This window comes from Bradyrhizobium sp. 157 (genome assembly GCF_023073815.1).
Lineage (GTDB): Bacteria > Pseudomonadota > Alphaproteobacteria > Rhizobiales > Xanthobacteraceae > Bradyrhizobium.
This window is the reverse complement of record NZ_JADPKF010000052.1, coordinates 1-12,835: the sequence shown is the minus strand read 5'-3', so window position 1 is coordinate 12,835 and position 12,835 is coordinate 1. Positions and strand designations below refer to the sequence as shown.

Genomic DNA, 12,835 nt, shown 5'->3' with positions numbered 1-12,835 from the left:
ACGACCGCCTCCCAGCAAAGCCGCACGCGAGCGCGCTCTCAAATCGCGCCGTAGCGAGCGTGCGGCTCGATCGGCCGGCCCGTTACCCCATCTACGGAATGATAAACCTTACGTAATCCGGATCGACATATCCGGCAGGCCCTCGAGCTTGCACAGGATAACGTCGCCCTTCACGACGGGACCGACGTTTTCCGGCGTGCCCGAATAGATGATGTCACCCGCCTTGAGTTCGAAAGCTTCCGAAAGCTTGGCGATTTGCTCCGCCACGTTCCAGATCATATTCCGCAGATCGGAGTTTTGCTTGACGGTGCCATTCACCGCCAGCGAGATCGCGCCCTTGGTAAAATGGCCGGTCTTCGTGGCTGGATGAATCGGCCCGAGCACCGCGGAACGGTCAAAGCTCTTGCCGATTTCCCATGGCTTCTTCTCGTCGCCCATCGCTCGCTGCAGATCGCGCCGCGTCATGTCGAGGCCTAACGCATAGCCGTAGACATGATCGAGCGCTTGCTCCACGGGGATCTTGGTGCCGCCCGACTTCAGCGCCGCCACCAGCTCGACCTCATAGTGATAGTTCTTGGTCAGTGACGGATAGGGATGATCGGCGACCGTGCCGATGGCGACATTCTGGATCGCATCTGTCGGCTTTTGAAAGAAGAACGGCGGCTCGCGATCAGGATCCGAGCCCATTTCGCGGGCATGCGCGGCATAGTTGCGCCCGATGCAATAGATCCGCCGCACCGGAAAAACATCGGTCTCGCCGACAATGGGTATGGTCGTCGTGCCAACCGGAAAGATCGATCTCGGGCCGGCCTGCGCTGCGGCCGTGCCATTTTGCGCCGCTGTACCCGCCAGCACCAGCGCGCCGGTGGCCAGAATGGTCCGGCGATCAACATTGCTCATTGGCATCCTCCTTGTTTTACGAGTCTTCTTGTCCGCCTGCATCTACAGCGTTTTCTCCGCGAAGTAGATACCGTTTGCGTGTTCGCTGCTTTGCAATCACACCAAAAAAGAAGGCCCGCCGCCGCGGGCCTTCGCATGTCGGGGCCGAGCGAAGCGTCAGTGCTTGATGTCCGGCGGCAGCTTGCCGCCATTGGCGGCCAACTTGGCCATGACCTGCTTGTGCAGCCAGATGTTCATGCTGGCGGAATCGTTGCTGTCGCCGGTATAGCCGAGTTCTTTCGCAAGATCCTTACGCGCGGCGAAGCTGGAATCGATGTCGAGCGCCTTCATCAGATCGACGATCGAGGTGCGCCACTCCAGCTTCTCACCCTTGGCCTTCACCGCCTGATCGAGGATCGGCGCGACATCGACGGTCGCCGCAGGTGCCGCGGCCGCACTGGATGATCCGCCTCCCGCAGCCGCACCGCCGCCAGCCGGCGCGGCGTCCGCCTTGCTGCCGAATATCGCGCTCATGATTTTTCCGAAAATGCTCATCGTTCGCTCCCAATGAGTTGAGGATGGGGTGAGTCTTTGGAGGCACTGTTTTGACCGGCAGCACCACGCCGGGATCGCTTGCAAGTCTAACCACCCAGGCGGAGCTTGCCAATGAAACATTCACCTAAGCGTGAGTGGGTTTGTTGCTGTTTGGGAGTACGTTGTCGGGACAGTTCGCGACGTGGCTAGTTCCAACCTCTGTCTTCGCGTCTGGCCTGATCGTGATCGTTTTATGAAACGGCGCATTTGCGTCTTTCGATTGGCGCACAATGCGACCGCGAGGGAGACGACGACCATGGCCACATTTCACGGCAATGTCACATCAATGGCGCAGCGCGCACCGGACACCGCTGCCGCGCCAGTCATCCGAACCATCGGCTTCGCCGAACTTGGTCGCGCGTTGCGGCGCGGCTGGGAAGATTTCAAGGCGGTGCCAAGCCATGCCATCGTCCTGTGTGTGATCTATCCCGTTCTCGGACTGGTGCTGGCACGCGCCGTTCTCGGCTATTCTGTCATACCGCTGTTATTTCCGCTGGCCGCAGGCTTCGCCCTGATCGGCCCTTTCGCGGCGCTCGGCCTCTACGAGATGAGCCGCCGTCGTGAACGCGGCGAACCGGCAACCGCCTGGGATGCGCTCGAAGTGCTGCGTTCGCCGTCATTCGGTGCGATGCTCGGACTCGGCGTGCTGCTGTTGGCGCTTTTCGTGACCTGGGTGGCGACCGCACAGGCGATCTACATCGCTGCGTTCGGCTATGCCGGAGCGACTGGCTTTTCCGATTTCGCGACGCGCGTGCTGACGACGCCACAAGGCTGGTGGCTGATCGTGGTTGGCTGCGGCGTCGGATTCCTATTCGCGCTTGTCGCGCTCTGCATCAGCGTGGTCTCGTTCCCGCTGATGCTGGACCGTCATGCCGGCGTTGGCGATGCGATGGTGACGTCGCTGCGCGCGGTCGCGCGCAACCCGGCGCCGATGGCGGCTTGGGGTTTGATCGTCGCGGTGCTGCTGGTCGCGGGAACGCTGCCGTTCTTCCTCGGCCTTGCAGTCATCATCCCGCTGCTCGGGCACGCTACCTGGCATCTCTATCGGGAGACGATAGAGCCGGAACTCAATCCGCAGCCGCTTCCGCCACGTGCGCACCGCGAACGGAAGCCTGCAGCTGATTTCCCGGCCAATCTGTTCCCCTGGCGGCGCAGGGACAACGTATAGGCCTGCACGGAACCGGATTAACCAGACCGCCGGTCGAATCCGACCGGCGGTTTGGCTGCTCACCTCTTGCTAACGATGAATTGAGCACATTCAACGAAATGGCATTGCAGGCACCTACATAAGCCTTGTTTTGGCCGACCTTGCTTCGAACATTCGGCGTGGCGTCGACGCTAACCCCGAAGACGCATCGATCGTGGAGCGAACGGCACGATGATCTCTCGCCTTTCCCTGCGCGCCCTGACCTTGGGCGCGCTGTTACTGACCTCTGCGGCCGCGCTCGCGGCGCCCTGCGGCACGGGCCCATTCGAAGCATGGCTGGAAGACTTCAAGAAGGAAGCGGCCTCCAAGGGAATATCGGCGTCCGCCATCCAGGCCGGCTTGACCGGCGTCACGTTCGACAAGAGCGTGCTGGCCCGCGACCAATCGCAAAAGGTCTTCAGCCAGAGTTTTGAGGAATTCTCCGGCCGCATGGTCCCGCCCCGGCTGACGCGTGGCTCCAACATGCTCAAGCAATACGGCTCGGTGCTCGGGCGCATCGAACAGGCGTATGGCGTGCCCGGCGAAGTGCTGGTGGCGATCTGGGGCCTGGAAACCGATTTCGGCGTCAACATCGGAAAATTTTCAACCCTGCGCTCGCTGGCGACGCTGGCCTATGATTGCCGCCGCGCCGACATGTTCAAGGCCGAGCTGATGGACGCACTACGCATCGTCGAGCGCGGCGATATCGCGCCGCAGGACATGCGCGGCGCCTGGGCCGGCGAAATCGGTCAGACCCAGTTCATGCCGTCGTCCTACGTCAAGTTCGCGGTCGACTTCGACGGCAACGGCCGCCGCGACCTCCTGCGCAGCCCGCCCGACGTGCTGGCCTCGACCGCCAACTTCCTCGCCAACCACGGCTGGCAGCGTGGCAAGGACTGGGAGCCCGGCGGCGCCAATTTCGCTGCGATCAAGGAGTGGAACAAGAGCGAGGTCTACGCCAAGACCATCGCCCATTTCGCGACGCAGCTTTCGCGCGCGCCTTAACACGAGCTCAAAGGGTTGGGTCGCCGCTGCAAACCGCTTTGCGGCAGCCGCGCTGCGCTATCGTCATAATGATGAATACATATTCACTTCATTTCGTCAACGGCATGCGATTCCTGCATAAGAAAATTACAAAAACGTCCAGTTTCGGCATGTCTTGTCCGTCTTGAGGGTCTTCGGGCTAATTTCCCGGCGTCGTTGCTCACCAGCTAAGGGTTATCTGGCGATTACGAGAAGCCGCAAATCTACGGCATTATTCAATTCGTTCGACGCACGCCATCACGCACTTCTGCCGGCTAACCCGCTCCCATGTCGAAAGGTTAAGCGGCTGTTATTGGCGTTATGCGTTTTATGATTAGCTGCATCGCAACATCGGAACTTCTGCACTGCAAAAATACAAGCTATATTCATTTCAACGATGAAGCCATCCTCCAAGGGCTGAATCGTAACTGCAAGGAGACTACCATGTTGCTCTCGCTCATCCGCATGATCCAGGCATTCCGGGATTATCAGCGCAATGTCAGCGAACTGTCCCAGCTCAGCGATCGGGAACTGGCCGATATCGGCCTTGATCGTTCGGACATTCCGCGCGTTGCCGCCGGAAACTATAACGGCTGATCTCTGTCAGCCGCCTGATGAACGGATAACGCCCGCCCCCGCTGCGGGCGTTGTCGTGTGGGCTTTGATCTTGACGCGTTTTCTTCTTCTTCACGCGAACCGGTATCCACCCCGGATCAAGTCCGGGGCAGGCTTTCGCTTGAAACCGCTATGATAGGTGCGCTTGGCGCGAAAACGCGCTAACCCTGCGCCCATGATTTCCTCTACTCCCCAAACTGACATCGTCCATGTGATTGGCGGCGGCCTTGCCGGCTCGGAAGCGGCCTGGCAGATCGCCAATGCGGGCGTTCGCGTCGTCCTGCACGAGATGCGCCCCTCGCGAATGACCGAGGCGCACCGGACCGAGGGTCTGGCCGAGCTCGTCTGCTCCAACTCGTTCCGCTCGGACGATGCCGCCAATAACGCTGTCGGGCTGCTGCATGCCGAGATGCGCCGGCTGGGCTCGCTGATCATGCGCTCCGCGGACGCCAACCAAGTGCCCGCGGGTGGGGCGCTGGCGGTCGACCGCGACGGGTTTTCCGCGGCCGTCACCAAGGCCCTCCATAATCATCCCCTGATCGAGATCGACCGCAGCGAAATCGCCGGTCTGCCGCCGGCCGAATGGGGCAATGTGATCGTCGCGACCGGCCCCCTCACCTCGGCGCCGCTGGCCGAGGCCATTCGCGGACTGACGGACGAGAACGCGTTGGCGTTTTTCGATGCGATCGCGCCGATCGTGCACAAGGATTCAATCGACATGTCGGTGGCGTGGTTTCAGTCGCGCTACGACAAGGTCGGGCCCGGCGGCACCGGCGCCGACTACATCAACTGCCCGATGACGAAGGAGCAATACGACGCCTTCGTTGCGGCATTGCTGGCCGGCGAGAAGGTAGATTTCAAGGACTGGGAGACCAATACGCCTTATTTCGATGGCTGCCTGCCGGTCGAGGTAATGGCCGAACGCGGCCACGAGACGCTGCGGCATGGGCCGATGAAGCCGGTGGGGCTCACCAATCCGCACAATCCGACGGTCAAGCCTTACGCCATCGTGCAGTTGCGACAGGACAATAAGCTCGGCACGCTCTACAACATGGTCGGCTTCCAGACCAAGCTGAACTACGGCGCGCAGCAGCGCGTGTTTCGTACCATTCCGGGCCTCGAGAACGCCGAATTCGCGCGGCTCGGCGGCCTGCATCGCAACACCTTCCTGAACTCGCCAAAGCTGCTGGATGGCCAGTTGCGCCTACGCGCGCAGCCGCGGCTGCGCTTTGCCGGCCAGATGACCGGCTGCGAGGGCTATGTAGAATCCGCCAGCATCGGCCTGATCGCAGGTCTCTATGCCGCGGCAAATGCGCGAGGACAGTCGCTCGAATCGCCGCCTGCGACCACGGCGTTGGGCTCGCTGCTCGGGCATATCACCGGCGGCCACATCGAAACGATCGAGGCCGGAACACGCTCGTTCCAGCCGATGAACATCAATTTCGGCCTATTCCCGCCGCTTGCCAGCGCGCCGACCAAGAAGGCCGATGGCACACGGTTGCGTGGCAACGAGAAGACGGTCGCCAAGAAGCAGGCGCTCAGCGCACGCGCCTTGTCCGATCTCGATCGCTGGATCGCCGATCATCTGCGCGTAGCGGCGGCGGCGTAATCTCATGGGTTTGCCGAAAGACGACGCCGCCATTCTGTCGGCACGATGGATTGAAGGCGTGCTTTTGAAGCGCGACGTGTTCTCGACTGTCGAACGCGGCCGCTTTCGCGACGATTCCGGTGAGATCGATGCCGTGCTGCGCCGGCTCGATCAGGTGCCGGTCTGGTCATATCCGCTCGCCCGCCATCTATTCATCCGCGAGCACCGCGCGCTGGCGCTGGCGCGTGATCTCGATGTCGGCCCGAGACTGCTATGGGCCGGACGGCGAGCGCTGGTGCGCGGCTTCATCGACGGCGTCGCGCTGCACCTGGCAAAACCCCATGGCGACATCGCCTATTTCCGCTCCGCCAAGCTCGCTCTCCGCAAGCTGCACCGCGCCGGCATCTGCCACAACGATCTCGCCAAGGAGCAGAACTGGCTGGTGGGCCGCAACGGCCGCGCCTACCTCACCGATTTCCAACTCGCGGCGTGCTTCAAGTCCCGCAGCCGGCTGTTCCGGATCGCGGCCTACGAGGATCTGCGCCATCTCCTCAAACACAAGCGCAGCTATGCGCCGGCGGCTCTGACGCCGATGGAGCGCAAGATTCTGGCGCGCAAATCCTTCGTCGCCAGTATCTGGCTCAAGACCGGCAAGAAGGTCTATCAGGCCATCACCCGCGGTCTGTTCAATTTCACCGATCGCGAAGGCGGCGGCCGCCGCCTGGTCAACGATGCGCCGGTGCTGAGCGCGCTGATCAGGAAAAATCCAGAAGTGCGCGATACCGCCATTGTCGCGTTCGCCGACCGCCGTACCGGTGTCGGGCTCTATGCCTTCGTCGAGGCCGATAGCATCGCGCTGGAAAAGCAGTTGCGTAGCGAGCTTTCCTCGGCCAAAGGCGTCAAACCGCCGGAGCATATCCAGGTGGTGCATGCCTTGCCGCGCGATGCCGCCGGCAAGCCGCGCACGGAGATTTTGCAGCTCGTCGCGATGAACCAGCTCGACCTGATCGAGCCGCTGATCACGAGCGATACCGACCGCGTATTCCTGAAGGATATTTTGGAGAGCCGCAAGAATCTCCGCGACCGGTTCAATTTCGAAAGTAGCGAGTTGAATTGGAGGTAAGCGCCTTCCGCGTCATTGCGAGGAGCGCAGCGACGAAGCAATCCACGCTTCCTTTGTGCTGTGAGATGGATTGCTTCGCTTCGCTCGCAATGACGATCTTGGCCGCTACCCGCCAAACTCCCGCGAGCGCGACGCCCGCCACAACGTCCACAAGGTCCGCAACCGCGACGTCGCCTGCGGCACGAACGGATCGACGTCAGCCCGTGACATCCGCTCCAGATCGCGACGAACCACCGCCAGCGGAAGGAATACCGGCCGCACTTGCGGCGGCACGTGAGGGAGCAACTCGAAGGCCGTACGGAGATGCTTTTGCCCCTCTCCGATCAACTGATCGATCGCGGCACGCGCCTGCGGCGTCTGTTTGCCTAAAAAGACCTGCTCCATTCCGCTGCCATGTTGCTGCAGCAATTGCAGCGGAACGAAAAGCTGACGCCGCGCGGCATCGAGCGGCAGTGCCGCGATCACCTGCGCCATGCCCTGGGCGAGACCCGCATGGCGCGCGAGATGGTCGACCGCCGCCGACGGCTGTGCCGCAATCCGCGCAGCCAGCGAGAACAGCGCCGAGGCGGTGTCGGTGACGTAGCCTTCGAGCGCCGCCATCGACGGCATCGGATCGTTGTAGAGGTCGAACTGATGCTCTTCGATCAGCCGCGACAGCGGCTCGATCGGCAGGCGGAATTCCCCGATCGTCTGCAGGAGTTCGGCTGCAACCGGATTGCCCTCGACGCCGCCATAGCCGGCACCTTCCAGCATGTCGGTCCACCATTGCAGCCGGATTTCACCCGGCAACGGCTGGCTGACCTGTTCGCGCACACGCAAAATCTCGACGTTGAAGGCATAGATCGACAGCAGTGCGCGGCGCTGGACCTGAGGCAGGAATAGTGTCGAGGCATAGCGGACAAAGTCGTGCGCGCGCACCAGATCAGCGCAGAACGAGGCGGTATCGTTCGACGTCGCGGCCTCGCTCATGGCACCGCGATCAATGCCGCCGCGACGCGCCGCCGCTCACCCAGCATGACGTTGTAGGTGCGGATCGCCGGCCCCGTCTGCATCGCATCGAGCACCACACGCACGGCGCGCAGCGCCTCGCGAAGGGCGCGCGGGGGCAGCCAGACTTCGGTGCCGGTGCCGACGATCAGCGTGTCGATGGCATTGGCGGCCTTGAACACGCGCGCCAGAGAGTATTCGTCGATCTCGGCAGGCTTGGTCACCGGCCAGGCCCAGATTGCATCCGGCAGGCACAACAGGGAGCCACGATGCGACATGTCGGCGAAGGCGAAGCCGCCCTTGCCGTAAGCTTCGATCGGCGCCGATCTCGGAAGATGCGGAGCGTCCGAGGATGAGCTTGTTTGATTGGGCATGATCTTTTCCGAAAACCTGTTCCCACCCTCGGGGTCCACCCCGAGGGCATGCTTTTCGGACTATGCGCTATTTCTTCGCAGGCTTATCCGTTGCGTCGCGGTGCTCGCCAACGCCGAGATAGATCAGGATCGGCGCAGCGATGAAGATCGAAGTGTAGGTGCCAACCAGCAGCGCGCCGAACACCATGACGGCCGTAAAGCTGTGGATCGCGTGACCGCCGAACACTAGCAGCGCCAGCAACGCCAGCGTCACCGTGACGTGGGTGATGATCGAGCGCGACAGCGTCGAATTGATGGATTCGTTCAGCAGTTGCGGCATCGGCATTTTCTTGTAACGGCGCAGCATTTCCCGGATGCGATCGTAGATCACGACGGTGTCGTTCAGGGAGTAACCGAGAATCGTCAATAGCGCCGCGATACTCGTGAGGTCGAAATCGACCTGCGAGATCGACATGAAGCCGATCGTCAGCACGATGTCGTGGACGTTGGCGATCATGGCGCCGAGCGCGAACTGCCACTCGAACCGGAACCAGAGATAGATCAGGATGCCGACGATCGCGAGCATCAGGCCGAGCATGCCGTAAGCCAGCAATTCGCCTGAAACGCGCGGTCCCACCACTTCGACGCGGCGGTATTCGACGCTGTCGCCGAGCGCGCCGCGGACCTTGGTCACCGCCTCCTGCTGCGCCTTGTCGCCACCGGGCTGTTCGGCAACGCGGATCAGGACGTTATCCGCTTCACCGAACTGCTGAAGCTGGACTTCGCCGAGGCCGAGTGTGCTGAGCTTGGCCCGCATCGCGGCGATGTCGGCGGGACCGGACTTGGACTGCACCTCCAGCAGCGTACCGCCCCTGAAGTCGATGCCGAAATTCAGCCCGTGGGTGAAGAACAGCACGATCGCAAAAATCGAAAGTGCGGCCGAAATGGGAAAGCTGATGCGGCGAAAGCGCGTGAAATCGAAATGCGTATCGTCAGGAACGATGCGCAGCGGTGGCAACAGATCGAAGATGGCGACGATGGTCAGTATGACGACCAGAACGCCCAGCGCAATGAGAACGTATTGAGTCACGGTGGGGTTCCTAGATCGGCACGGTCTTCGGCCGCTTCCACCATACCCAGCCGGCAACGATCAGGCTGGTGAGCGTAAACGCTGTAAAGACCGTGGTGATAATGCCGATGCCGAGCGTGACGGCGAAGCCGCGAACCGGGCCGGTGCCGATGTAGAACAGCACCGCAGCGGCGATGAAAGTAGTGATGTTGGAGTCCAGAATTGTCGCCAATGCGCGCCGGAATCCCGCGTCGATCGCCGAAATCGCGTTGCGCCCGCCGCGCAATTCCTCGCGGATGCGCTCATAAATCAGAACGTTGGAGTCGACCGCAATACCAACTGTCAACACGACACCGGCAATGCCGGGCAGCGTCAGCGTGGCGTTGAGCAGCGACAGGATGCCGAAGATCATCGCAACGTTGATGGCGACAGCGATGTTGGCGAACACGCCGAACAGGCGGTAGGTCAGCAACATGAATGCGATGACCATGATCGAGCCCACATAGGCTGCGAGCTTGCCCTTCTCGATCGAGTCCTGCCCGAGGCCGGGACCGACGGTGCGCTCTTCAACGACGGTGAGCGGCGCTGGCAACGCGCCTGCACGCAACAGAACCGCCAGATCGTTGGCGGCCTGCACGGTGAAGCTGCCGGAAATCTGACCGGAGCCACCGGTGATCGGCTCGCGAATCACGGGCGCTGAGATCACTTCATTGTCGAGCACGATCGCAAACGGCAAGCCGACATTTTCCGTGGTCGCTTGGGCGAATTTGCGTGCACCTGACGTGTTGAAGCGGAAGCTGACGATCGGCTCATTGGTGCGCTGGTCAAATCCGGGCTGCGCGTCGGTGAGATCACCGCCCGACACCAGCACCTGTCGCTTGATGACGTAAGGGGTTTTTGGCGACGACGCACTCATCAGCACTTCTGATTCCGGAGGCACGCGACCCTGCGCCTGGTCTGGCGACACGGTCGTATCGACCATGCGGAATTCCATCTTGGCGGTCTTGCCCAGCAGTTCTTTCAGGCGCGTCGGGTCCTGCAGGCCGGGTACTTGCACCAGAATTCGGTCGGTGCCCTGACGCTGGATAAGCGGCTCGACTGTGCCGAGCTCGTTGACGCGCCGTTCCACGATCTGAATCGATTGCTCGATGGTCCGGCGGAGAAGGTCGGTGATCGCGGCCTGTGGCACCGTAAGCCGCAGCAGCCCGCCCCCGGCATCGGTCACGTCGAGGCTGCGCTGGCCGCTGGATCCGAGCAGCCCCCCGAGCGGTTGCGACAACTCGCGCAACTTCGACAGCGCCGTAGGCAGGTCAGTGTCCTTCGTGATGCGGATCTCGACGGCATCATTGCGAACGTTAAGACCGGTGTAGTTTATCTTGGCGTCGCGCAGCACCCGCCGAGCGTCGTCACGGACCTGATCGAGTCTCTGCTTCTTCACGTAGTTGGAATCGACTTCGAGCAGCAGATACGATCCGCCCTGCAAATCGAGGCCGAGCACGATGTGGCGCTGCGCCCACACCGGCCAGGTCTTCACCCGCTCCTGGGAAAAGAAGTTCGGAACCGCGAACAGGCAGACGATAAACGCGGTCAGAATGATCGCCAGCGCCTTCCACCGCGAGAAATACAACATCGAGTAGACCCGTCAGATCCAGGAAAATGCGCCGCGGCAAGCGGCGCCGAAAACTCAGCTCGCGGACGTCTCGTCCTTGGCCTCACTCTTTTCCTTGGCTGGCTCGCCCTTGGCCCGAACGCCCGAAATCATCTGCCTCATCTGGCGCACGCGGACGCCGTCCGAAATTTCGAACTCGATCTGGTCGTCGTCCACCACCTTGGTCACCTTGCCGACCAGGCCGCCCGAGGTGACGACGGTGTCGCCGCGGCGGATATTTTTGACCAGTTCCTGGTGATCCTTGATCTTCTTCTGCTGCGGTCGCAGAATCAGGAAGTACATGATCACGAAGATCAGTGCGAACGGCAGCAGCGACATCAACATGCTGTTCGCATCGCCGCCGGCTGCAGCCTGGGCGTACGCAGGGGTAATCAGCATTCGAACAATCCTCGTGAGACGGGAAAGAACCGGCCATGCCTGGGCTTAGCGCCTTGGGCAAATCGCCGGTCCGGGCAAATTCGCGCGGACTATAGCGGCGGCGGGCCCAATTGCAACGTTGGCCGCCCCCTCATTTAGGCCGCTTGCGAGAGCTTCCAAGGCCCGTTAAGGCTGCGCCGTCAGGAACTCGGGAAATGTCGAAAAAAGCCAAGAAAACTGCGGCTCAAACAGCGCCCCGCGCCACCTCTAAAGCCGTCTCGCGCGGGCAACCGAAAACCGCGACAAAACGTCCGGCAAACGCGCTTAATGGGGCCACCGCCGAGCGGATCGCAACCGCGCTGGAAGCCATCGCGGTCCACCTTTCCGCGGCCTCGCCGGCGGCGGCAAGCCCCGACTCGTTCGGCTCCGCGGACGCCTTCGTCTGGCATCCGGACGGGCGCCTTTCGCCGGTACCGCGCGTCAGCCGCGTCGACCTCGGCCTGCTCAAGGGCATCGACCGGATGCGCGACATCCTGATCGAAAATACCGAGCGCTTTGCCGACGGCCTGCCCGCCAACAATGCACTGTTGTGGGGCGCGCGCGGCATGGGCAAGTCGTCGCTGGTGAAGGCCACTCATGCGAGCATCAACGTTGACCGCAAGCCGGCCGACCGGCTCAAACTGATCGAGATTCATCGCGAGGATATCGAAAGCCTGCCCGGCCTGATGGATCTCCTACGCAGCTCCGATTTCCGCTTCATCGTGTTCTGCGACGACCTCTCCTTCGACGGCAATGACGCCTCCTACAAGTCGCTGAAAGCGGTGCTGGAAGGCGGGATCGAAGGGCGCCCCGACAACGTGATCCTCTACGCGACCTCAAACCGGCGGCATCTCCTGGCGCGCGAGATGATCGAGAACGAACGCTCGACCGCGATCAATCCGGGCGAAGCCGTCGAGGAGAAGGTGTCGCTATCGGACCGGTTTGGTCTGTGGCTCGGCTTTCACCGCTGCAGCCAGGATGAATATCTGGCGATGGTCCGCGGCTATTGCGGCCATTTCGGCATCAAGATTGCCGACGAAGAGCTCGAGCGCGAGGCGCTGGAATGGTCGACCACCCGCGGCTCCCGCTCGGGGCGCGTCGCCTGGCAGTTCACGCAGGAGTTGGCGGGACGGTTAGGTGTGAGGCTGGCGGGGAAGTGACCGTTCAGGAGAGGCTGTAGCCCGGATGGAGCGAAGCGCAATCCGGGATCCGTCTGGCCACTGGCGAGAGCCGCCCCCGGATTTCGCTTCGCTCCATCCGGGCTTCTGTAACGGGCCTTAGTTAGTCAATCCCTTTTTGCGCTGTCCACCTGCCGGGCACTTGCTTCTGTACGGGATCGGCACTGAGGCCGTC

The 12,835-nt window shown here is 62.0% G+C and carries 13 protein-coding genes; 6 read left to right on the top strand and 7 right to left on the bottom strand.

What is annotated here, in order from left to right; all coding sequences use genetic code 11:
- Positions 1-108 precede the first annotated feature (108 nt).
- On the bottom strand, positions 109-900 hold the full coding sequence (locus IVA95_RS11745; RefSeq protein ID WP_247510620.1) for a fumarylacetoacetate hydrolase family protein: 792 nt from the start codon (positions 898-900) through the stop codon (positions 109-111).
- Between the two features lie 156 nt (positions 901-1,056).
- The gene (locus IVA95_RS11740; RefSeq protein WP_247510619.1) at positions 1,057-1,434 is read right to left on the bottom strand and encodes a DUF3597 domain-containing protein; all 378 of its coding nucleotides are present in this window, start codon (positions 1,432-1,434) and stop codon (positions 1,057-1,059) included.
- Positions 1,435-1,729: 295 nt separating this feature from the next.
- On the opposite strand from IVA95_RS11740, the gene IVA95_RS11735 reads away from it, so the two are divergent.
- The 5 genes from IVA95_RS11735 (at position 1,730) to IVA95_RS11715 (ending at position 7,008) form a co-directional block, all read left to right on the top strand.
- The gene (locus IVA95_RS11735) at positions 1,730-2,641 is read left to right on the top strand and encodes a DUF2189 domain-containing protein (protein ID WP_247510618.1); all 912 of its coding nucleotides are present in this window, start codon (positions 1,730-1,732) and stop codon (positions 2,639-2,641) included.
- Positions 2,642-2,851: 210 nt separating this feature from the next.
- On the top strand, positions 2,852-3,664 hold the full coding sequence (locus IVA95_RS11730) for a lytic murein transglycosylase (protein ID WP_247510617.1): 813 nt from the start codon (positions 2,852-2,854) through the stop codon (positions 3,662-3,664).
- A gap of 462 nt (positions 3,665-4,126) precedes the next feature.
- Complete coding sequence (locus IVA95_RS11725) at positions 4,127-4,279, top strand: DUF1127 domain-containing protein (RefSeq protein WP_074278622.1); 153 nt, start codon at positions 4,127-4,129, stop codon at positions 4,277-4,279.
- Positions 4,280-4,472: 193 nt separating this feature from the next.
- Entirely contained in the window at positions 4,473-5,906 is a 1,434-nt protein-coding gene (gene trmFO, locus IVA95_RS11720; RefSeq protein ID WP_247510621.1) for a methylenetetrahydrofolate--tRNA-(uracil(54)-C(5))-methyltransferase (FADH(2)-oxidizing) TrmFO, read from the top strand.
- Between the two features lie 4 nt (positions 5,907-5,910).
- Positions 5,911-7,008 (top strand): serine/threonine protein kinase, encoded by a 1,098-nt coding sequence (locus tag IVA95_RS11715; RefSeq protein ID WP_247510616.1) that lies wholly within the window; start codon positions 5,911-5,913, stop codon positions 7,006-7,008.
- Positions 7,009-7,113: 105 nt separating this feature from the next.
- On the opposite strand, the gene IVA95_RS11710 is transcribed toward IVA95_RS11715, so the two are convergent.
- The 5 genes from IVA95_RS11710 to yajC form a co-directional block, all read right to left on the bottom strand.
- Positions 7,114-7,977 (bottom strand): phytoene/squalene synthase family protein, encoded by an 864-nt coding sequence (locus tag IVA95_RS11710; protein ID WP_247510615.1) that lies wholly within the window; start codon positions 7,975-7,977, stop codon positions 7,114-7,116.
- A complete protein-coding gene (locus IVA95_RS11705) occupies positions 7,974-8,369 on the bottom strand; it encodes an Mth938-like domain-containing protein (RefSeq protein ID WP_247510614.1) in 396 nt (131 codons plus the stop codon). Before IVA95_RS11705 ends, IVA95_RS11710 begins: the two co-directional genes overlap by 4 nt.
- Before the next feature lie 67 nt (positions 8,370-8,436).
- Positions 8,437-9,438 (bottom strand): protein translocase subunit SecF, encoded by a 1,002-nt coding sequence (secF, locus tag IVA95_RS11700; RefSeq protein ID WP_247510613.1) that lies wholly within the window; start codon positions 9,436-9,438, stop codon positions 8,437-8,439.
- 10 nt (positions 9,439-9,448) lie between these two features.
- The gene (gene secD / locus IVA95_RS11695) at positions 9,449-11,047 is read right to left on the bottom strand and encodes a protein translocase subunit SecD (RefSeq protein ID WP_247510612.1); all 1,599 of its coding nucleotides are present in this window, start codon (positions 11,045-11,047) and stop codon (positions 9,449-9,451) included.
- Between the two features lie 54 nt (positions 11,048-11,101).
- On the bottom strand, positions 11,102-11,464 hold the full coding sequence (gene yajC, locus IVA95_RS11690; RefSeq protein WP_028345926.1) for a preprotein translocase subunit YajC: 363 nt from the start codon (positions 11,462-11,464) through the stop codon (positions 11,102-11,104).
- Between the two features lie 194 nt (positions 11,465-11,658).
- Here yajC and IVA95_RS11685 point away from each other — a divergent pair, with 194 nt between their 5' ends.
- The gene (locus IVA95_RS11685; RefSeq protein WP_247510611.1) at positions 11,659-12,642 is read left to right on the top strand and encodes an ATP-binding protein; all 984 of its coding nucleotides are present in this window, start codon (positions 11,659-11,661) and stop codon (positions 12,640-12,642) included.
- Positions 12,643-12,835: the final 193 nt, after the last annotated feature.

Excerpts from the sequence above, each read along its gene's own strand:
- IVA95_RS11705 (WP_247510614.1), bottom strand. The coding sequence starts at position 8,369 with ATGCCCAATCAAACAAGCTCATCCTCGGACGCTCCGCATCTTCCGAGA.
- IVA95_RS11745 (WP_247510620.1), bottom strand. The coding sequence starts at position 900 with ATGAGCAATGTTGATCGCCGGACCATTCTGGCCACCGGCGCGCTGGTG.
- trmFO (WP_247510621.1), top strand. The coding sequence starts at position 4,473 with ATGATTTCCTCTACTCCCCAAACTGACATCGTCCATGTGATTGGCGGC.
- yajC (WP_028345926.1), bottom strand. The coding sequence starts at position 11,464 with ATGCTGATTACCCCTGCGTACGCCCAGGCTGCAGCCGGCGGCGATGCG.
- IVA95_RS11740 (WP_247510619.1), bottom strand. The coding sequence starts at position 1,434 with ATGAGCATTTTCGGAAAAATCATGAGCGCGATATTCGGCAGCAAGGCG.
- secD (WP_247510612.1), bottom strand. The coding sequence starts at position 11,047 with ATGTTGTATTTCTCGCGGTGGAAGGCGCTGGCGATCATTCTGACCGCG.
- IVA95_RS11685 (WP_247510611.1), top strand. The coding sequence starts at position 11,659 with ATGTCGAAAAAAGCCAAGAAAACTGCGGCTCAAACAGCGCCCCGCGCC.
- IVA95_RS11730 (WP_247510617.1), top strand. The coding sequence starts at position 2,852 with ATGATCTCTCGCCTTTCCCTGCGCGCCCTGACCTTGGGCGCGCTGTTA.
- IVA95_RS11710 (WP_247510615.1), bottom strand. The coding sequence starts at position 7,977 with ATGAGCGAGGCCGCGACGTCGAACGATACCGCCTCGTTCTGCGCTGAT.
- IVA95_RS11725 (WP_074278622.1), top strand. The coding sequence starts at position 4,127 with ATGTTGCTCTCGCTCATCCGCATGATCCAGGCATTCCGGGATTATCAG.
- IVA95_RS11735 (WP_247510618.1), top strand. The coding sequence starts at position 1,730 with ATGGCCACATTTCACGGCAATGTCACATCAATGGCGCAGCGCGCACCG.
- IVA95_RS11715 (WP_247510616.1), top strand. The coding sequence starts at position 5,911 with ATGGGTTTGCCGAAAGACGACGCCGCCATTCTGTCGGCACGATGGATT.